The sequence below is a fragment of the Streptomyces kryoterrae genome (assembly GCF_054072135.1).
Map to the genome: position 1 here is coordinate 244,421 of NZ_CM133358.1, position 21,312 is coordinate 265,732.

General features: G+C 72.2%; 6 protein-coding genes. All 6 read right to left on the reverse strand.

What is annotated here, in order from left to right:
- Positions 1 to 122 precede the first annotated feature (122 nt).
- The 6 genes from ACW4TU_RS00820 to ACW4TU_RS00845 all read right to left on the reverse strand — a co-directional run bounded on the left by ACW4TU_RS00820 (position 123) and on the right by ACW4TU_RS00845 (position 21,306).
- Positions 123 to 428 carry a hypothetical protein gene (locus ACW4TU_RS00820; protein ID WP_457430753.1) on the reverse strand — a complete coding sequence of 102 codons (306 nt, stop codon included), beginning with the start codon at positions 426 to 428 and terminating at the stop codon, positions 123 to 125.
- A 41-nt stretch (positions 429 to 469) separates the two neighbouring features.
- Positions 470 to 898, reverse strand: a complete 429-nt coding sequence (locus ACW4TU_RS00825) for an OsmC family protein (protein ID WP_457423537.1) — start codon at positions 896 to 898, stop codon at positions 470 to 472.
- Positions 899 to 1,237: 339 nt separating this feature from the next.
- Positions 1,238 to 4,555 (reverse strand): ACP S-malonyltransferase, encoded by a 3,318-nt coding sequence (gene fabD, locus ACW4TU_RS00830; RefSeq protein ID WP_457423539.1) that lies wholly within the window; start codon positions 4,553 to 4,555, stop codon positions 1,238 to 1,240.
- On the reverse strand, positions 4,552 to 12,480 hold the full coding sequence (locus tag ACW4TU_RS00835; RefSeq protein ID WP_457423541.1) for an amino acid adenylation domain-containing protein: 7,929 nt from the start codon (positions 12,478 to 12,480) through the stop codon (positions 4,552 to 4,554). Before ACW4TU_RS00835 ends, fabD begins: the two co-directional genes overlap by 4 nt.
- Before the next feature lie 71 nt (positions 12,481 to 12,551).
- The gene (locus ACW4TU_RS00840; protein ID WP_457423543.1) at positions 12,552 to 12,785 is read right to left on the reverse strand and encodes an MbtH family protein; all 234 of its coding nucleotides are present in this window, start codon (positions 12,783 to 12,785) and stop codon (positions 12,552 to 12,554) included.
- A gap of 46 nt (positions 12,786 to 12,831) precedes the next feature.
- Positions 12,832 to 21,306 carry an SDR family NAD(P)-dependent oxidoreductase gene (locus ACW4TU_RS00845; protein ID WP_457423547.1) on the reverse strand — a complete coding sequence of 2,825 codons (8,475 nt, stop codon included), beginning with the start codon at positions 21,304 to 21,306 and terminating at the stop codon, positions 12,832 to 12,834.
- Between the last annotated feature and the right edge of the window lie 6 nt (positions 21,307 to 21,312).

The following is a 21,312-nucleotide window of genomic DNA, read 5'->3' on the forward strand; positions in this document are numbered from 1 at the left end:
GCAACTGCCCTGTCTCGTCGGTCACTTGGACACCTCCGGCACCCAGCCTAGCGAGGAAGTCCGCCGACCGAGCCGGAACCGATCAACAGCGGAACCGGGGATCGGATCCGGTCGCCGCCGGCTCAGCGGGAACAGGTGGTGGCGCCCGGCCGCCATGGGTGCGCGAGTGTGGCGAAGCGGCCGTTCGCCGCGACGCCGACGGTGAGCGTGTCGCCGCCGCGCATTATCCGCCGGCTCCGGACGAGGCTGTCGGCGCCGTCCCGGATCGTCTCCACCAGCCACCGGTCCGCGCCGAGAGACAGCGGCACCGCGGCCGTGCGAGCGGCACCGGCGTAGACCCCGCCCAGGAATGCGGGAGTGCCGACATCGAGTGGTTTCGCGCCTTCGAGGACGATCACGGCGACGCGACGAAGGCGGGAGGTGGGCACGGACACAGCGTACGCACCGGCGGCACGCGCGTAGGGAGAGGTCAGGCGTCCTTGACGGTCGCCGTGACCGGTGTGCCGGTCTCGACCGTACGGCTGACCGTGCAGAGCCGGTCGTGGCTGGTCCTCACCGCACGGGGCAGGATCGTCCGGGCACGGTCCGCGCCCTCACCGTCCGGAAAGGCGACCGTGAAGGTGACCGCGAGGTCGGTCAGCCGGTTGCCGAACTCGTCGGCGACCTTGTTGCCGGTCACCTCGACGGAGAAGACACTGGGTTCGGCGTGGCGGCCGGTGGCGAGGTCGACGTCCACCGCCGAGCAGCCGCCGAGCGCGGCGAGGAGCAGTTCGACCGGGGTGAACTCGCTGTCGGAGCCGGTGCCGAAACTGATCGTGCCGCCACGGGTGTTGGTGGCGACGAAGTGGCCGGTACTGGTGCGTTCGACGGTGACGGAACGGACGGCGTTTTCGCTCATGCCGAGGACCTTAGTCCCGGCGGCCGCAGGGTGCCCGTGGGCCCAGCCGCTCACCACCTCCTCGGGTTGCGCAGGCCGCGGGGGTCAAGGGCGTCCGTCACGGCGCGCAGGCCTACGCGGTGTTTCGCCGGTGGCCCTGCCACGGCGGGGGCGGCCACGGCGGCGATGTCGTGGAAGGCGGCCTGCGCCCGCGTGCGCAGTGTTCGCGATGAGCGTTCCGCGCTCGCGCTTCCCGGCAGTCGGCACGGTCAGGTCGGCCCGGGCGTCATCCTGACCGGCCTCTTCTCGGCCAGGGTTCGCTGTTCGACACAGCCGAGCACCAGCACGCCACGATCGGGATCAGTGAACAAGCGCACCGGTCACGCCCCGCGCAAGTGTGGTGCACCGGTCCTGCAACAGCCGGGCGGTCTCGGACAGCAGGCGGTCGGCCACCGCGTCGACGGTGCGAGCCTGCCAGGGTTCGAGGCTGGTGCCCTTGACCCACTGGTTGAAGGCTCCCATCGCCGGTCCGCAGTACACCAGGTAGTCCACCTTCCGGTCGGAGGCGCCGGTGCGGGCCAGTTCGAATCCCTGGTTGAGGTACGACCGGAAGGCGAGGGCGAGCCTGCCCTTGTCAGGCGTCTCCCGCTCCCCCACGGCCACCCCCGCCCTGGCCGCGGTCTCGCGCCAGGCGTCTTCGAAGGAGCCTCGCAGGAAGATGTTCTCGATCTGGTTCCGCGTCGCCACGTCGATGTCCTCGAACGTGTCGAACATGCGCCACAGCTGGTAGAGCCGGTCGGCGCGGGCCGGGAAGAAGACGCCGCGCCGGACCACCCTGGTCCGGACGCCGAGTTCGAACCGCTCCTCCCACGGCGCCGGCTCGGTGTCGTGTATGTCGAGCCGCTGCAGCATGTCCTTGACATCGGCACTGGTCGCCGCCTCCACGGTGCACTGGTTCACCGACCCGGTGACCAGGAACTCCGCGCCGAGCACCAGGGCGGCCACCGCCGCCTCGGGCGTCCCCATGCCGCCCGCGGCGCCCACGTGGACCCGCGGCCAGGGGCCGGCCAGCGTGTCACGCAGACGCAGTACGGCCGGCAGCAGCATCGCCAGATCCGCGGTGTCCGCGTGCCAGCCGCCGCCGGCCTCGACGCACAGGTCGTCCGCCATCGGCAGGTCGGCGGCGCGCGCGGCCTCGTGCGCCGTCAGCTCACCGTTCTCGAGGAGGGCGCGCACCATGTCGTCCGGGGCGGGACGCAGGAACATCTCGGCCGTGTCCGTACGGGACACCTTCGCGATGACACGCCCGCCTTTGAGGCGGTACCTCACCAGAGCCGGTGTGATCCGCAGGAAGCCCGAGGCCTCGACTGTGTGGACGCCCAGGCTCAGCAGCAGGTCGACCAGTGCCCGTTCCTCCTCCGGGTGGGCGTGCCTGTGCAGCAGGTTCACCCCGAACGGTCCACTGGCGCCGAGCACGTTCTGGATGGCCCGCACCCTGGTCTCGATCTCCGCGAGCGGCAGGCCTCCGGCGCCGAGAACGCCCATCCCGCCGGCTTTGCCGAGCGCGATGACCAGGGTCTCGGAGGAGATACCGCCGTACATCCCGCCGGCCAGGTAGGCGAGGTTCAGCCCGTAGCGGCTGCGGAAGCCCGGAGCGCCCAGGTCCCGGGCGGCGAGGGCTGGGCGCGCCATCGGTGTCGACGTCATCGGGCGCGGCTGGTTGCGTTCCGGCTCCGGCTCCCATGCCCGCTCCGGAATCCGCTCCGGTGACGGCTCGGCCGTGGGCGGCGGGTCCGTGAACTCGCGGATCTTCTCGACCATCTTGGTCAGCGTCCGGCCGGGTCCCAGCTCCTCGAAGTCCAGCTCGCCCCGGGTCAGGAGGTAGCGGACGGTGTCCACCCACCGCACGGGTCCGGCGATCTGGCCGGCCAGCGTCTCCCGCACGCGTTCCGGCCGGTACGGGAGGGCGTCCAGGTTCGCGATCACCGGGATCAGCGGCGGCCGGAACTCGGTGGCCTCCAGGAGTTTCCGGAAGTCCTCGGCCGCGGACCGCATGTAGCGGGAGTGGAAGGGGGCACTGACGTTGAGGACCGCGACCCGTGCTCCCTGTTCTTCGAACACCGCGCGCGCCCGGTCGATGTCCGCCATGGGACCGGCCAGCACGACCTGCTCCGGCGTGTTGTGGTTGGCGACGTCGACCGTGGCCAGCCGCGCCTGCGACAGCACCGACTCCACCGTGTCCAGGTCCAGGCCCAGCACGGCGGCCATGCCCCCTCCGGAGGCCTGCCCCATCAGCTCGCCCCGTCGCCGCACCAGCCGGAGTCCGGTGTCGAAGTCGAAGACGCCCGCGGCGAACAGCGCCGTGTACTCGCCGAGGCTGTGCCCGACGACGAAGTCCGGTGGCCGCGGATCCTGGCGGCTGCGCCGCAGGTAGGTGAGTGCCTCGACCACGTACAGCGCGGGCTGGGTGAACTCGGTGCGGCGCAGGCGCCCTTCGGGGTTGTTCAGGCACAGGTCACGGATGGAGTACCCGAGTATCTCGTCCGCCTGCGACACCTGTTCGGGGAATTCGTCGAAGAGGTCCGCGCCCATGCCCTTGACCTGGGAGCCCTGACCGGGGAAGCCGAAAACCTTCATGTTGGCGCCTTTCGCGGCGGTCGGCGTGAGCGCAGGGTCGGCCCGGACTGCCGTCGTGGCGGAGGGTGCGGGCCTGCCGCCGCCACCCATGCGTTCCCGTACCTGGGTCAACAGCCGGGTGTCCCGGGAGAACTGGCTGAGCAGCGGCATGGACCACGACCCGGTGCCCGGAACGGTGGCCAGGAGAGCACGGGCGAAGCCGTGCAGGGTGCCGGACGGCCCGGCGTCGAGGTAGATGTGGGGGCCCTCTGCCTCCAGCGCCCTGACGGTCGCGCCGAACTCCATCGGCTGCCGCACGACCCGCCACAGGTGCTCCACGGTGACCGGCTCCACCCGGCCGGCCGTGACGCTGGAGACCAGCGGGATGCGCGGTGCTCGCAGGTCGCCATCGCTCCACAGTGCCTCGAAGGCCGGCCGGGATGCGTCCATCAGCCGGGAGTGGAAGCCGTGGGAGACGGGGATCCGCTGGAACGGCACCTGCCGGTCGGCCAGCAGGGCCTCGGCCCGGGCCAGGGCTTCGAGCGGGCCGGCGACCACGAAATGGCCGTCGTAGTAGCGCGCCGCCAGGTCCAGGTCCCGGTGCAGGGCCGGTTCACCGCCGTACAGGCCGGGAGGGGCGAGTACGGCGAGCATGCCGCCGGGGACGTGTTCGGCCACCGAGCGTGCCATTCCGACGAGGCGGCGCAGGCAGTCACCCGCGTCCACGACGCCGGCCAGCACCGACGCCGTGAACTCCCCCAGACTCACACCCAGCAGGAGATCGGGGGTGACGCCGTGGGCGATGAGTGTCTCGGCCAGCGCCAGTTCGACCATCACGATCGCCGGGTTGGTGAAGACGGTGTCGGTGAACGGCTGTGAGACAGGGTGCTCGGGGTCGTACATGCGGGCGATGACGGAAGAGCCGGTCTCCGGCTCCACGAGGGCGTCCAGCCGGTGCAGCGTCTCCCGGAACACCGGTTCGGAGTCGTAGAGTTCGCGGCCCATCTGGTGGTACTGCGAGCCCTGCCCGGAGAACATGAAGACGGTTCTGGGCGTGTTCAACGTCCGTCCTCCCCGGGGTCGTCCGCCGTCTCGCCGGTCTCGCGCAGTTCGGCGAGGGTGGTGTCGGGGTGCCGCGCGATCCGCGCGAGGAGGCGCTCGTAGTCGCGGGCCATACGCTCGGCGGTGGCCGGGGTGAACAGGTCGGTGCTGTACTCCAGGTAGCCGACGATGCCGTCCTCGGTCTCCCGGACCACCAGGCTCAGGTCGAAGCGGGCCGTGCCGGCGCCGTTGGGCAGCTGGCTCACCGCGAGCTCGTCCGGGCCACCGTCCGGCGCCGCCTCCCGGACGGGGAGCAGGTTGAACGTCGTCTGGAACAGCGGGGAGTGGGCCGGGTCGGGCCGGGGCGCCAGGGTCCGTACGAGGTCCAGCAGGGGCACGTCCTTGTGGGCGTGGGCCTCGCTCGTGACGTCCTTGGCCTGCGCCAGCAGTTCGGCGAAGGTCCGCTGCGGGGCCGCGTCGAGACGTATCGGCAGCGTGTTCACGAAGTAGCCGACGACGTCCTCGAGTTCGGCACGGGGACGGTTGGCGATCGGGGAGCCGATGACCAGGTCGTGGGTGTCGGCGTGCGCGCCGAGCAGCACGGCGAAGGCGGACAGCAGGACCATGTAGGAGGTGGCGCGGCGGTCCTGGCCGAGCCGCTGGAGCGCGGTGGCCACGTCGAGGGGGACGCTGACGTCCACCGAGGAACCCTGGTACGTCTTCACCGGGCACCGTTCGTAGTCGGTGCGCAGCGGCAGACAGGCCGGCAGTCCGTCGAGCTGTTGCTGCCAGTAGCCGCGCTGCCGGTCGAGTTCGGCCGACGGGACGGCCGTGCGCTGCCAGCGGGCGAAGTCGGCGTAGCTCATCGGCGGCGGCGTCAGTTGCGGTTCGCCGCCCGTGGCGAACGCCCGGTACAGGGCCATCTGTTCGGACAGGACGATGTTCACCGACCAGCCGTCGAACACGCCCCACGGGCGGGTGAGAACGACGATGTGCCGGTCGTCGGCACGCGTCAGCAGGTGGGCGCGCAGGGTGAATTGGTCCTCGGGGGCGAAGGGGCGCAGCCGTTCGGCGCCCAGCCACGCGGCGAGAGCCGTGTCGTCCCGCGGGGCCGGTGCGAGGGTCACGGCGAAGCCGGCGCTGTCGTTCACCCGTTGGGTGACGGTGCCGTCGGAGCGGCGGTGGTAGCTGGTGCGCAGGATGGGATGACGCTCCACCAGGGCGCACAGGCCACGGGCGAAGGCGCCGGCGTCGAGGGGCCCGTCGAGCAGGAAGGCGAGCTGGACGTTGTCGTGCGTGACGGCCAGGTGTTCCGGCCGGTCGAGGAACCACAGGTCCCGCTGCTGGAGGGAGAGCGGCGCCTCCTCGCTGTCGGACGCGGCGTCCGGGTCCGCGGGCTTGGCCGGGCCCTCCTGGGCGGTGGCCAGGTCGTCCACCGCCGCGGCGAGCTCGGCCAGGCCGGACGCCGTGAAGATGGCCTGGAGCGGCAGGTCCGCGTTCAGCTCCTTCTTCACGCGCAGCGAGAGCCGGGTGGCGAGCAGGGAGTGGCCGCCGAGATCGAAGAAGCTGTCGTTGAGGCCGACGCGGGTCACCCCGAGCACCTCCTCCACGATGCGGCACAGCGCGCTCTGGGTGGGGGTGCGCGGAGCGACGTACTCCTCACGTGCCAGGTCGGCCTCGCTGGGCGCGGGCAGGGCGCCCCGGTCGACCTTGCCGTTGCGGTTGACGGGCAGCTCGTCGAGGACGACGTACACGGTCGGCACCATGTAGTCGGGCAGCCGTGCGGACAGGTGCTCCTTCAGCGGACCGGCCGGCGAGGCGCCCGGTCCGGCCGTCTCGCGCCACCGCCGGGTCGGGCTGACGTAGGCGACGAGCATGCGTTCGGCGCCGGAGCCGTGCGGCAGGACCACGGCGCGGTGGACGGCGGGGTGAGCGTGCAGGACGTTCTCGATCTCGCCGGGCTCGACCCGGAAGCCGCGGATCTTGACCTGGTCGTCGACGCGGCCCAGGTGTTCCATCTGCCCGTCGGGACGCCACCTGACCAGGTCGCCGGTGCGGTACATGCGAGTGCCCGGCTCGAAGGGGTTGGCCACGAACCGCTCCGCGGTCAGCCCCGGCCGGCCGAGGAAGCCACGGGCCAGCTGGGCTCCGGCGATGTACAGCTCACCGGCCACACCGACCGGCAGCGGGCGCAGTGCCGGGTCGAGGACGTACGCCTGGGTGTTGTAGACGGGAGCGCCGACGGGAACGCCGGTGGCGCCGGGCTCGGTGACGTACGGCGTGTACTGGCCGAGTGCGCCGCCGACCTCGGTGGGACCACACACGTTGTAGAGCAGCGTGTCCGGCAGAAGGCGGGTCACGCGTTCGGCCAGCTCCACGGGCAGTGGTTCACCGGCGGCCTCCAGCCGGACCAGGCCGGTGCACCGGGCGGCGGCCGGTTCGGAGAGGAACTCGGCGAGCATGGACGGCACGAAGTCGATGTCGGTGACACCGTGTTCGCGGATCACGGAGGCCAGGTACTCGGGGTCCTTGTGGCCGCCGGGGTCGGCGATGACGATCGTGGCGCCGACCTGGAGCGGCCAGAACAGCTCCTTGACGGAGACGTCGAAGCCGATCGAGGTCTTGAGCAGGATCCGGTCGCCCTCCTTGCCCCGGTAGACGCCCTGGTCCCAGGCGAGCCAGTTCAGGCCGGCGCGGTGGGTGATGACGACGCCCTTGGGCCGGCCTGTGGTGCCGGAGGTGTACAGGACGTACGCCGGATTGTCCGGCAGCACCTCGACCCCGGGACCGGTGTCCGGCAGGCCGGAGACGTCGGGCAGTTCCGTCAGAACGAGCAGCGGCCTGCCGTCGGAGACCATCTGCTCGCGGCGCTCGTCGGGCAGGTCGGGGTCCAGGGGCAGGTAGGCGGCGCCGGACTTGAGGATGCCGTAGATCGCGACGAGCAGGTCGAAGGAGCGCCTCATACTGACGCCGACCAGCTGTTCGGGCCCGGCGCCGTGGTCGGCCAGCCAGTGGGCGAGCCGGGCGGCGCGGGCGTCGAGTTCCGCGTACGACATGGTCTCGTCGCCGTGCACCAGCGCGGTCAGGTCGGGGGTCCGGGCGACCTGGGCGGCGAAGGCGGCGGTGAGGGTGGGCGCCGGCATCTCGGTGGCGGTGTCGTTCCACTCGGTCAGCAGGCGCCGGCGCTCCGGTTCCGGCAGGACGTCGATGTCCAGGGCCCGCGTGCCCCTGCCGTCGTCGGCGGTGAGGGCGTCGCTCAGGCCGGCGAGGGCGGTGAGGAGGTAGTCGGCGACGGCGTCGGCGGACAGGGTGTCGTCCACCTGGAGGTCCATCGACAGTTCGCTGCCGAAGTCGTCGACGGACACGGACACCGGATAGTTGATGCCATCCACGGCGGCGAGGAACCGCACTCCGGCGTCGTCGACGCGGACGCCGGCCGCCTCGTCGTGGCCGGGTTCGAAGTGGCGGAAGTTCCCGACGGCGCTGAACAGCGGGGCGTTGCCGTCCATGCCGCTGCACCGCTGGGCGAGGCCGATGGGTGTGTGCTCGCGGGCCACCAGGCCCCGCAGCCCGGTGTCGACCTCGTCGATCAGCTCACGGACCGTACGGTCGGCCAGCCGGACCCGCAGCGGAAGGGTGTTGATGAAGTTGCCGAGCATCCGCTCGACGCCGGGCACGTCCTGCAGCCGCCCGGACATCACCGAGCCGAAGACGACGTCGTCGCGGTTGCTGCACGCGGCCACCACTCGTGCCCAGGCGGCGTGGAACAGACAGGCCGGGCTCAGCCGCAGCCGCTTGGCGTGGTCGCGCAGCTGCCGGGTGAGTTCCTCGGGCAGGGGGCGGCGCAGCTGGACCACCCGGCGTGCGTCACCGTGCACGTCGGCCAGGCCGAAGGGGAGGGTCGGCTCGGTGATGTCGCCGAGGACGGCGTGGAAGTACTCCTCCGCGTCCCCCGAGGCCTGCGCGTGCAGGGTGTGGGCGACGAAGTCCCGGTACGGCGCGGGGGCCGGCAGCAGGTCGGCGCGGTCGGCCAGGTGCAGGGCCAGCTCACCCACGGTCAGCCGCAGGGAGGTGGCGTCCTCGATGAGGTGGTGGGCGGTGAGGACGAGGTAGCGGCGCTCGGAGTGCGGATCCTCGGCGACGGTCAGCCGCAGGAGCGGGGCCCGGTCGAGGGTCATGCGCGCGGGCCGGGCCGCCAGCGCCCGCGCCTGCCGCTCGGCGTCGCCCCCGGCGAGGCGGACGCGCTCCACGGGCAGGCGGGCGGCGCGGTGCACGACCTGCACGGGGTCGGGCAGACCGGTGGTCAGGACGGCGGTACGCATCGCGTCGTGGCGGTCGACGATGCGCTGCAGCGCATCGGTGAACCGGGCGCACGCCGCCTCGTCGTCGGCCACGTACAGGGTGGTGACGAGGTAGGGGTCGTGGTCGGGGTCCATCAGGTGATGGAAGAGGATGCCGTCCTGGGTGGACAGCAGCGGGTAGACGTCCTGGATGTTGGGCGCGCCTCCGGGCACCGCGGCCGTGATGGTGTCGATCTGCTCCTGGGTGAGGTCGATCAGGGGCAGCATCCCCGGGGTGATACGGGTGCACCCCTCGGGGATCAGGTTGGGCGGCACGCGGTACCCGTCCGTGCCGTCGGCGCCGTCCATCCGGGCGGCGAGGGCGGCGAGGCCGGGGGCGGCGAAGACGTCCTGGACGGTGACCGGCAGACCGTGGTCCTTCAGCCGGGCCACCAGCACGGTGATCATCAGGGAGTGTCCGCCGAGGGCGAAGAAGTTGTCCTCGGCGCTGACGCGGTCCGCGTCGAAACCCAGCAGGTCGGCCCACACCTCGGCCAGCAGCCGTTCGGTGGCCGTGCCCGGGGCGACGTAGGCGCGCTGGCTGAACGCGTCGATGCCGGGAGCGGGCAGGGCCTTGCGGTCCAGCTTGCCGTGGGCGGTCACCGGCAGGACGTCCAGGGCGACGAAGGCACTGGGCACCATGTACTCGGGCAGGACGCCCTCCAGGTGCCGGATCAGCTCGGGCCGGTGGTCATCGAGGGTGTGCTCCGGGGAGAGGACCGTGTAGGCGACGAGCAGTTGACCGCCCGGCGGGTCCTCACGGACGACGACGGCGCACGAGCGGACGGCGGGGTGCTCGACGAGGCGCTGCTCGATCTCCCCCAGCTCGATGCGGAACCCGCGCAGCTTGACCTGGTCGTCGGCGCGGCCGATGAACTCCAGGTCGCCGTCGGGCAGCCACCGCACCAGGTCACCGGTGCGGTACATGCGGGCGCCCGGCCCGGCGAACGGGTTCGGCACGAACCGCTCCCGGGTCAGCTCCGGCTGGTGCAGATAGCCGCGGGCGAGACCGGCGCCGGCGATGTACAGCTCGCCGACGCAGCCGATGCCCTGCGGCCGGTGGGCGCCGTCGAGGACGTACAGCTGGATGTTCTGGATGGGCCGGCCGATGGGCACCGTACGCGGGGCGGGTCCGGCGGGGCAGGTCCAGTGGCTGACGTCGACGGCGGCCTCGGTGGGCCCGTAGAGGTTGTGCAGGGGCGCGGGATGACGCTCGTAGTGGCGGGCGCACAGGTCCGGGGGCAGGGCCTCGCCGCTGCAGAAGACCTGGCGGACGCTGGTGCAGTCCGCCCAGCCGGGCTCCTCCACCATGCTGCGCAGCATGGACGGCACGAAGTGCAGGGTGGTCACGCCCAGCTCGCGGATCGCTGACACCAGGTAGGCCGGGTCGCGGTGGCCTTCGGGCCGGGCGACGGCGAGACGGGCGCCGAACAGCAGGGGCCAGAAGAACTCCCACACCGACACGTCGAAGCTGTAGGGGGTCTTCTGCAGGACGACGTCGTCCTCGGTGAGCCGGTACTCGTTCTGCATCCACTCGATGCGGTTGACGGCCGCCCGGTGTTCGATCATGACGCCCTTGGGGCGTCCGGTGGAGCCGGAGGTGTGGATGACGTAGGCAAGGTGGTCGGCGCGCAGCCCGAGTTCACCGGCCGGCAGGTTCTCCTCACGGCCGCCCGTGACGTCCTGCCCGGTGCTGTCGCGCAGCGTGCCGTCGGGATCCAGACGGAGCACATGGGCGGCGTCGCTGAGGGGTGCGGTGTCCAGCTGCGGCTGGGTGAGGACCACCTGGACGCCGGAGCCGGTGACGAGTTCGGCTTGGCGGGCGGCCGGGTGGGTCGGCTCGATGGGGAGGTAGGCTCCGCCGGCCTTCAGGATGCCCAGGATGCCGGCGACCATCTCGGCGGAGCGCCGCGCGTGCAGGCCGACGGCGGTGTCCGGTGCGACGCCGTGGCGGCGCAGGCCGTGGGCGATCCGGTTGGCCCAGGCGTTGAGCTGGGCGTACGTCCAGGACCGGCCGGCGTCGACGAGGGCCGTGCGCTGCGGGTGTCGGGAGACCTCGTCCTCGAAGAGCTGGTGCAGACAGCGGTCGTCGGAGTAGGGCCGCTCCGTGTCGTTCCACACCTCGACCACCTGGCGTCGCTCCTCGGCGTCCACCATGGCCAGCGCGGACGCGGGCAGGGACGGATCCGTCGCGACGGCCCGCAGCAGCCGTGTGTAGTGGTCGATGAAGCGGCCCACCGTGGCCCGGTCGTAGAGGTCGGTGTTGTACTCCACGGTGCCGGCCAGTCCGTCCGGAGTCTCCCGCAGGTCGACCGTGAGGTCGAACTTGGTGAAGCCGAGCTCGACGGGGACCGGGGAGACTTCGAGGTCGCCGAGGGTGGCCGTGCGCTCCGTCTGCGCCTCCTGCAGCACGAACAGGGTCTGGAAGACGGGTGAGTGGCTGAGGCTGCGCTCGCTGTCCAGGGCGTCCACCACGGCGTCGAAGGGGACGTCCTGGTGGTCATAGGCCTCCAGGGCGGTTCTCTTCACCCGGGTCAGCAGCTCCGCGAGGGCGGGGTCACCGGACAGGTCGGGGCGCATCACGAGTGTGTTGGCGAAGAAGCCGACCAGATCCTCGGCCTCGCGACGGCCCCGGCCGGCGACGACCGTGCCCACGGCGATGTCCGTCTCGTGGGTGTAGCGGTTCAGGACAACCGTGTAGGCCGCCAGCAGGACCATGTACAGGGTGACGTCGTGGAACTTGGCGACCTCGCGCAGTTCGCCGAGCAGATCGGCCGGGCAGCGGAAGGTCTCGCCGGCTCCCGCGTAGGTCTTCACACGCGGGCGTTCCCGGTCGGTGGGCAGGGTCAGCCGGGGGTCGACCCCGGCCAGCTGCCGCTTCCAGTAGTCGAGCTGCCGCTCCTGGACCTCGTCGGCGAGCCGCTGCCGCTGCCAGTGCGCGTAGTCGGCGTACTGGACGGGCAGCGGCTGGAGCGGCATGGGCAGACCCGCGCGGAACGCCTCGTAGCAGGAGACCAGGTCACGGAAGAAGACGCCGACCGACCAGCCGTCGAAGACACTGTGGTGGGCTGTGACGAGCAGGTGGTGTTCCTGCTCCGCCTGCCGCAGCAGCCGCATCCGGATGAGCGGACCGCGTGCCAGGTCGAAGGGTTCGGCGGCCTCGGCGCGGCAGATCTCCGGCAGCAGCGCCGGGTCGGCGAGGTCCTCCCGCGCGACGGCGAAGTCGCCGATGTCTCCGACGATCTGGTGCGGTACGCCCTCGTGGTCGGCGAAGCGGGTGCGCAGCACCTCGTGCCGCTGGACGACGGCCTGCAGGGCGCGCAGCAGCGCGGGCCGGTCCAGACGGCCGCGCAACCGCATCGCCATGGGGATGTTGTAGGCGGCGCCGGTGCCGTCGAGCTGGTCCAGGAACCACAGGCGCTGCTGGGTGAACGACAACGGCAACGGCGAGCCCTCGTCACGGGGCAGGCGTGGGACGGTCCGCAGCTCGGCGAGGTCGATGCCCTGTTTGCGCAGCAGTGCGATCAGAGCACGCTGGCGCTGCGGCGGCAGCGAGCGGATCCTCCGCAGGAGATCCTGGTTGATGTCCCGGATGTCGGTGCTCATCGTCGTCCCCTCTGTCTCGGCTGCCGATGTCCGGGAGCCGGTGTTTCTTCCGCTCGGCCTTTTCCTGGGTTTCACCTCGGCGGGTGCGCGTCCGAGCCGGACGCCATGGCCGTGCGGAGACTGTGCGGTCGCATGTCGGTCCAGTTCTTCTCGATGTGGTCGAGACATTCCGCACGGCTCGCGCCTTCCAGCACGACGTCCCATCCCGGCGCCACGTCGAGATGTCCGGGCCACAGGGAGTACTGCTCCTCGTCGTTGCGGAGCACTTTGTAGGCGCCGTCGGTCTCTTCGAAGGGATTGGACATACCGCACCTCGTTACGTCGAGTGGAATTCGAGTGGAATGACGGAGCTCAGTGGAATTCCGAGTTCTCGCCCGCCAGAGCGTTCAGCTCTTCGTCGGTCAGGCTTTCGATGAAACCGATGCTTTCGAGGATCGTGTCTACTTCGCTCGTGCGGGTGCCGGCGGCCCTCGGTGCGCGGCGGTCCAGCTCGGCGGCCAGCTCGCCGAGCCGCGGCGCGTCGAAGACGGCCTGGACGGTCAGCTCCACACCGGTGTACTGCCGCAGCAGGTTGATCAGACGGGTCGCCAGCAGTGAGTTGCCGCCGAGTGAGAGGAAGCTGCTCGTCGCGTCCAGCTTGCCCGCGTCGACCCCCAGCAGTTCGGCCCAGACGGCCACCATCGTCCGCTCGGAGTCGGTGAGTCGAGGGGCCGACCGTCGGCCGACGGCAGGCGTGGCCCGGCCCGAGGACGCTCCGGGTTCGGCCGGGACCGTGCTCCGGGCCCTGCGGCCGATCCAGTAGTTGCCCCGGTCGAAGGCTGTCGCCGGCAGCCGGACCAGTCGGCGGTACCCGCTGTGGAGCCCGTCCCACGGCACTCGGGCGCCCCGGACCCACAGCTCGGCGAGGCGTTCCAGGTCACGGTCTGCGACGACGGTGGCCAGGAACTCCTCCCCCCGGGCGCCGGAGAGCACCGCGTCCAGCACGCCGGCGTCGGTCTCGGCGTTGCCGAGATGGACCGGCACGACGGCACCGGGGCCGTGGTCGGTCCCGAAGCCGCTGTCGGGGCAGTGCGCCCGCAGGTAGTGGGTGAGGGCCTGCACGAGTTCCTTCCGGGAGCCCGCCACCACGGCGAGCCGCTCCGGCAGCGCCTCACGCCCCAGTTGCGTGGTGTACGCCAGGTCCGCGAGCCCCGCCCGGTCGTCGTCCTCCAGGAAGTCGCGCAGCTGCCGCGCGGCCGTGACCAGCCGCTCGGAGTCCCCGGCGGACAGCACCACCAGCGAGGAGCCGGTGTCCTCGGCGCTCGGCGCGACGGGGTCCGTCGCCGGGGGTGCCTCGACGACCAGGCTGACGTGGCTTCCGCCGGCGGCCACCGAGTTGATGAGCGCGCGGCGCGGCGCCGGCCGGCCGTCCGCGGCGACCGTGGCCCGGGGTTCCCAGGCCGTCAGCTGTTCGCAGAGCCGGAGGGCTGTGCCGTCGAGGTCCAGGTTGGGGTTGGGGGAACCGGCGTCGACCAGAGGCGCGAGCTCCTGGTGGCGCAGTTGCAGGACGACCTTGGTGAGCTGGGCGATACCCGAGGCCGGCTCGGGGTGCCCGAGGTTCGACTTCACGGTGCCGACCGCCACCGGTTCGGCCACCGAGTCGAACACCTCGCGCAGCGCCCTGACCTCGACCTCGTCGGAGAGCGTCGTGCCGTTGGCCGCGGCCTCGACGTATCCGATGGAGGCCGGTTCGACGCCCGCCTGCTCCAGCGCCCGCCGCATGACGCGCACCTGTGCCCGGTGACTCGGTGTCATGAACCCGTTGCCCCGGCCGCCGTGCAGTGAGGCGGTGCCCTTGATGACGGCGTGGATCGTGTCGCCGTCGCGGACCGCCGCACTCAGCGGCTTGAGCAGTACGGCGCCGACGGCCTCGGCGGGCAGGTAGCCGTCCCCGTCGCGGAAGCTGCGGCTTCCCGGATGGCTGCCGAGCAGCCGCATCTCGGACAGCGCCAGGTACTTTTCGGGGTGGACGGTCAGGTTCACCCCGCCGGCGATGGCCAGTTCGCTCTCCCCGCGCAGCAGATCGGCGCAGGCGAGGTGGACGGCGGTGGCGGACGACGCGCACATGTTGTCCAGGGCCAGGCTGGGGCCTTCCAGCCCGAAGAAGTGGGAGACGCGGTTGGCGATCAGGTTGTAGGAGGCCGCCGAGGTCAGCGCCGCGAGGACGGGGTCCGACTCGTCCGCCCGGTACATCTGGTAGGCAGCCCCGACGTAAACCCCCACGCGGCGTCCGTAGCGCCGCTCGATGACGTCCTGGGTTGCGCCACTCTCCTCCAGCAGGTGCCACACGGTCTCCAGGAACAGCCGCTGCTGCGGGTCCATCGCCTCGGCCTCGCGGGGCGAGATACCGAAGTGCAGCGGGTCGAACCGGTCGATCCCGGCGAGGAAGGCACCCCACATGCCGCGGCTCGCGCCGTCCTCAGCCGGTTCCGCGCCGTACAGGCGTTCCCAGCGGTCGGCCGGGATCTCGGTGACGCAGTCCTTGCCGGACCGGAGGTTGCTCCACAGCGTGTCGAGGTCCTCGGCCTGCGGGTAGCGCCCGCTGATGCCGATGATCGCGATCTCCTCGCCACGGCCGGGCGGGGTCGCCGACGGGTCGGTGCTCCGGTCGCGGCTCGGCGCACGCCGGCTCGCGGCGGCCTCGCCGCCGGTGTCCGGGCGGGGCCGCTCGGGCATCGGGGCCTCGGCCGGGACAGGCCGGGCCGGGCCGTCGTCGGGCACGACGGAGGGCGGCGCCTGCTGAGGCGCGGTGGGCTCACCGAGCAGGGCGCGCAGGGCCGACGTGTGGTCGGTCACGAAGTACCGGGCGAGTTCACGCACCGTCTGCACCTCGAACAGCAGCGTCCGGGACAGCGGGCCGAAGGCGTCCTCCAGTTCGGAGGTGACGCCGACCGCGATGACGGAGTCCATGCCGTAGCGCTCCAGCGGCGTGTCGGGTCCCAGGCGCTCGGGGCCGAGCTTGAGTGCCGCCGCCAGCCGGCGCCGCAGGTGGCCCACCGCCCGGTCCTCCAGGCCGCGGTCCGCCGCGACCGGGGACTGTGCCGTGCCGGGTCCCGGAGTCGTGTCCGCGCCGGGTTCCCCGGTGGGCCTGGGGGTGGCCGGCCTGTCCTCGGCGAGGCCGGTGAGCCAGGGCAGCAGCGCGTCACGCCGACCCGCGAGGACGACGAGGCGGCCGTCCGAGAGGCCGTTCTCCTGGGCTGCCCGGGCGCAGTGCAGTGCCCGCACGCCGCGGACGGTGTCCAGCGGAACGACGCCGGTGCCGCGCAGGCGTTCCCTGAGGGCGCCGTCGGTTCCCATGCCGCCCTCGTCCCACAGCGGCCAGTCGACGGAGACCGTGGCGCCGCTGCGAAGACCGGCGTCGACGAGGCGGTTGCGGTAGGCGGCGTAGGCGTCCATGAAGGCGTTGGCGGCGGCGTAGTCGGCCTGGCCGGGGTTGCCGAAGGCTCCGCTCGTCGAGGAGAAGCACAGGAACGTCTCCAGCGGCTGGTCCCGGCTCAGCTCGTCGAGGTGGACGAGCCCGGCGACCTTGGGCGCGAGAACTCGCTCCAGCTCCTGGACCGTCTTGCGGACGATGAGCCTGTCGTCGGTGACTCCGGCGCTGTGCAGGATGCCCGTCAGCGGCCCGTGCGTGCGCCTGACATGGGCCAGCAGGCGGGTGACGGCGGCCCGGTCGGCCACGTCCGCGCGCTGGTGATCCACCGTCAGGCCGAGCGCGCGCAGGGCTTCGAGTGCCTCCTCCTGCGCCGGGCTCAGCGCCGACCGCCCGGTGAGGACGACGGTGGCCTGTCCGGCGGAGGCGGCGATCTCCCTCGCCATGATCAGGCCGAGGCCGCCGGCGCCGCCGGTGATGAGATAGACCCCGCCGTCCTTCCAGGGCCGGTCGGCGGGCCTGGCGGAGGGCATCTCCTCCAGCCGCGCGACGTACCGTCGGCCGTCGCGGTGGCGTACTTCAGGTTCCGGGCCACCGGCCGCTTCGGCCACGAGACGGGTGGCGACGGTGGCCGGTGAGGCTCCGTCGAGGCATTCCAAGTAACGCGTGTGCAGGAGCGGGTTCTCCAGGCCTGCCGTCCTCAGCAGACCGGCGAGGCCGCCGAAGCAGGCGAGGCGCTCCCGCTCCGCGTCCGTCGCCGGGTCGCCGGTCAACACGGCCTGGAACAGCGCCGGCCGCCGCACGCCGGCTGTGAGGAGGTCGCGCACCAGGGTGAACACCTGCCGTGTCACCTCGGTGAACTGGTGGTCCAGCGGGCCGTCCGGAAGCTCCACGAACCGGCATACGGCATTGGCGGGCAGCCCGGTCCGAAGGGTCTCGCGCTCCTCGGGTGTGAGCCGGCCGACGACCACCACGTGGTGCTCGGCGAACTGCTCCGCCGGAGCCGCGTCGCCGGGCCGGGCGTCCCGGGCCGTCCATACGGGGCGCAGCAGCAACACCTCGTCCGGCGCCGCCGCGCCCTCGGCCGGCCGGAGCGGCTGGGTCTGCCCTGCATGTGCGGTGGGCGGGACCAGCGGCTCGTGCGACGCCATGCCCGGGCCGAGGTCCGGCCAGCAGCGCTCACGGGCGAAGGGGTAACCGGGCAGGCTGACCTGGCGCGCGGGTGGGCCGGCCGGGTGCAGCTTCTCCCAGTCCACTTCGGCTCCTCCGGCCCACAGGCCCAGCAGCCTGTCGTGCGTGCCTCGCGCGGACCATTCCGCCAGGGCGGACGTCAGTTCGTCGTCGGTCCGGCGGCCGGCCGTCGCCTCCCGGTCGGGCTGGACGGCGCCCCGGGCCCAGGCACCGGGCAGCAGTGGGTCGGCCGCGAACGACTCCAGTCGTGCCCTGGCGTCCGCCACCGAGGTCGCGGCGAAGGCCAGTCGTTCCTCCAGCGCCGTCCGCCCCGTCTGCAGCGTCCACGCGACGTCGGGAAGTTCGGTGTCGCTCAGCTCCGCCAGCCGGGCACGCAGTCCGCGGGCCTGCTCCACGAGTTGCTCCTCGCTCCTCGCGGAGAGCACGAGCAGCGACGGCCGGCCGTCGGCCGGGGCCCGTACGGGGCGCGGGAGCGCGGGCTCGTACTCGGAGTCGTACTCGGAGATGACGATGTGCGCGTTCGAGCCGCCCGCGCCGAAGCTGGAGACACCGGCGATCCTGGGCACCGTGCGGAGTTCTCCGTCCACCTCAAGCGTCGGGCGCCGCCACGGCTCCAGGTGCCGCTGCACCCGCAGCGGGATCCGGTCGAAGTCGATGTGCGGATTGAGGGTCTCGGAGTGCAGGGACGGTACGAGTTCCCCGTGCCGCATCTGCAGCAGCACCTTGGTGATGCCCGCGATGCCGGCGGCGCTCTCGCTGTGCCCGATGTTCGACTTGACCGAGCCGATCGCGCAGTTCGCCGGCAGGCTTCCCGCACTGCTCAACCCCTTGATCAGCCCGGTCACCTCGATCGGGTCGCCCAGGGACGTGCCCGTGCCGTGCGCCTCGATGTAGCTCAGGGCGCGCGGGTCGACGCGCGCGGCCCGCAGTGCGTCGGCGATGACCTCGCCCTGCGCGGTCGGGCTGGGCACCGAGTAGCCGGGGCTGCGCCCTCCGTGGTTCACCGCCGTTCCCTTGATCACCCCGTAGATGTGGTCCCCGTCGGCGACCGCCCGCTCAAGGGTCTTCAGCAGGACGGCCCCCACCCCCTCGCCGGGAACGTAGCCGTCGCCGCCCGCGCCGAAGCTGCGGCAGCGCCCGTCGCTGGAGAGGAAGTTGCGCAGTCCCAGCAGCAGGTACTTGTTGGGGTGGGAGGTGAGGTTCACGCCGCCCGCGATCGCCGCGTGGCACTGACCGCTCCTGATGGCCTCGCAGGCGAGATGAATGGCCGTCAGCGAGCCCGAGCACATGGTGTCGACGGTCATGCTCGGCCCGGTGAAGTCGTAGAAGTACGACACGCGGTTGGCGATGGTGGACGCGCTGCCCGACAGGGCGACCAGCCGGCCGCGCTCCTGGGCCTGCGCGCCGTGGAGCTGGAACTCCTGGTACATCGCGCCGACGAACACACCGACCCGGCCCGGCCGGGCCAGCCGCTCGCCCGTGTATCCGGCGTCTTCGAGCACATGGTGGGCGGTCTGGAGGAACAGGCGCTCCTGGGGGTCGAGGTGTTCGGCCTCCAGCATCGATATCTGGAAGAAGAGCGGGTCGAACAGGTCGATGCCGTCGAGGAAGCCACCCCACCGGCCGGGCGTCCGGCCCGTGTCGGAGCCGTCGGTGTAGCGACGGTGGTCCCAGCGTTCCGTCGGCACCTCCCGGACGCAGTCACGGCCCGAGCGCAGGTTGTCCCAGAACTCGTTCAGGTCGGCCGCCTCGGGGTAACGCCCGGCAAGACCGACGATCGCGATGTCGCCGTCGGTCCGGCCGGGCATCCGAGGCGCGGACCGCTGCTCCGTGGTTTCGTACGCGGTCGGCGGCAGGTCCGGCAGGGTGCGCGTGCTCAGTCCGGTCAGGTTCACGCACACCTCACCGCGCTCGTCGAACACCGTGATGTCCAGCTTCGCCGACGCGGCGACGGGGCCGCTTCCCCGCTGTGGCCGGATCCAGGCGTACGCCCTGGCGGGGGTGGTGTCGGGCGCGTCCACGTGCTGGAGGGCGAACGGCAGGGCGGGACCGCCCGGCCGGCCGGACGACGCCGCCTCCGTCAGCCGCAGACCGATGGTGGCCTGCAGCGCGCCGTCGATGATGCCCGGGTGCAGCCGGAACCCGTCCAGTGGCTCCGCCGCCACCGGAAGGCGCAGTTCGGCGAGCACCTGGGGCTGTCCCGCCTCGTCCACGCCCACGCCCAGTCGCACCAGGGAGCGCTGCGCGGGGCCGTAGTCCAGCCCCGCGTCGGCGTACAGCCCGTAGATGTACTCCGCGGAGAACTCCTCTCCCCCGCAGGCCTCGCGCAGCTCCCGCAGGCTCGGCAGGCCGAGGTCACCGGTTTCCCGCAGGCTCGCCCGGCCCTGGCTGCACAGGGTGTGTCCGCCGTCGCCGTCCACGCTGTGGATGTCGTACTCCCAGCCGCCCGTGGCGGCGGTGCGCACGCTCACCCGCAGGACGAGTCCGTCCGGGCCGCAGACCGCGGGCCGCAGCCACATGACGTCGTCCAGCCGTACCCGGCCCGTCGACCGCCCGTCCAGGGAGTGCTCGACCGCCGCACGTGCCATTTCCAGCTGCGCGGCTCCCGGCAGGACACGGCTGCCGCGCACCTGGTGGTCCCGCAGATACGGCTCACTGCCGTCGAACCGTGTCTCGTAGGCGTGGCCGTCGTCCTGCCCCAGTACACGGTGCAGCATCGGATGGGGGCGCGTGGGCACCGGACCGGCCGGCGCCGGCCCCCGGAGCGGTACCTGGCCGGCTTCGGCGTGGTCGCGCCGGGCCGAGGTGATGTGGGCGGCCATGGCGCGGACGGTCCGGTGTTCGCCGAAGGCCGCGGACACGAGGGTGAGGCCGTAGCGGTCGTTCACCCGGTCCGCCAGGCGGGCGAGGCCGACCCGGTCGAGGCCGAGCTCCTCGAACGTGTCGTCCGGGTACACGTCCCCGGCGGGCACGCCGAGCAGCGTGGACACCTCGCCGATGAGCGTGACGCACACCGCGGACTCCGCGTCCGTCGGCGCGGCGGGCGCGGCCGGGGGCTGCCGCTCGGCGAGCAGCCCCTCCAGGAAGGCCGCGAGCTCGGTGACCGTCGGATACTCGAACATGATCGTCGGCGAGAGCGGGAGGGAGAGCCTGTCCTCCAGTTCGGTCTTCAGCGACAGCAGGTCCGCCGAGGCCAGTCCCAGTTCGTAGTAGCCGGTGCCGGTGCGGATCCGTCCGGGCGCTCGCCCCAGCCGCGCCCCGATCAGCTCGCACAGGACGGCGACGACGTCCTGGCCCTCGGCGGCCGAAGCGTCTCCCGGCAGGACCGCCACGGGTGCCGGGGTGACGCCGGCCGCCTCCCGGGGTCCGGGCGCCGGGGTGTCCCGGACCCGCTTGGCCACGTACTGGGCCACCTCGGCGACCTTCAGTCCGTTCTGGTCGTAGAACTCCATGGTCAGCCGTACGAGTTCGTCGTCGCCGCGCACCGACTCGGCCGGGATCCTGATGAAGCAGCGCCTGCCCAGGGGTGCCGTCGCCCGGAACGACTCGAAGACCAGCGGCAGATAGAGGCCGAACTTCCGCGGCAGCCGGGGGTCCGGGTTGTCCGCGCCTTCGTGCAGCAGGCCGAAGGCGACTCCGCCGCACAGGAGACCTGCCTCGAACAGGGCCGGCTGGAAGAGGAACGCGTCCGCGCTGCCGTGGTGTTCGGGCGCGAGTTCCACCTCGGCGACCCAGTCCGAGGGACGCCGGTGGAACACACCGTCGGTCTTCATCAGACCTGAGTGGACCAGCTCGTGCTCCCTGCACCAGGCGTAGATGTCGGCGAGCGGGGTGGTTCCGACCGCTCCGTCGAGCGGCAACGGCAGTCGCTCCTCGAAGGCGGGCACGGCGCCGGGGTGCGCGGTCACGACCGCGTACGTCACGTCCGGGGCGTCCTGCCCGTGCCGGCCGCGGACTTCGATCCGCAGTCCGCCCGTCGGCGCGGGGCGCCCCTCCACCGTGGTCAGGACCTGCTCACCGGGCTGGACGGCGAGCGGCGCGAGGATGGTGAGGTCGCGCAGTTCGACGTCCCGCACGGCGTGACCGTGCCGGTCGAGGACATGCAGGACCAGGTCCAGGTGCCCGACGGCGGGCATGAGGCTGCGTCCGCGTATCACGTGCCCCTGGAGCAGCGGGTTGTCGTGGGTGAGGGTGAACGTGTCGACGAAAGTCGGTGATTCGGTCATCGGTAT

Bases quoted from the DNA above. Each gene is read 5' to 3' on its own strand.
- ACW4TU_RS00845 (WP_457423547.1), bottom strand. From the start codon at position 21,306: ATGACCGAATCACCGACTTTCGTCGACACGTTCACCCTCACCCACGAC.
- ACW4TU_RS00840 (WP_457423543.1), bottom strand. From the start codon at position 12,785: ATGTCCAATCCCTTCGAAGAGACCGACGGCGCCTACAAAGTGCTCCGC.
- ACW4TU_RS00835 (WP_457423541.1), bottom strand. From the start codon at position 12,480: ATGAGCACCGACATCCGGGACATCAACCAGGATCTCCTGCGGAGGATC.
- ACW4TU_RS00825 (WP_457423537.1), bottom strand. From the start codon at position 898: ATGAGCGAAAACGCCGTCCGTTCCGTCACCGTCGAACGCACCAGTACC.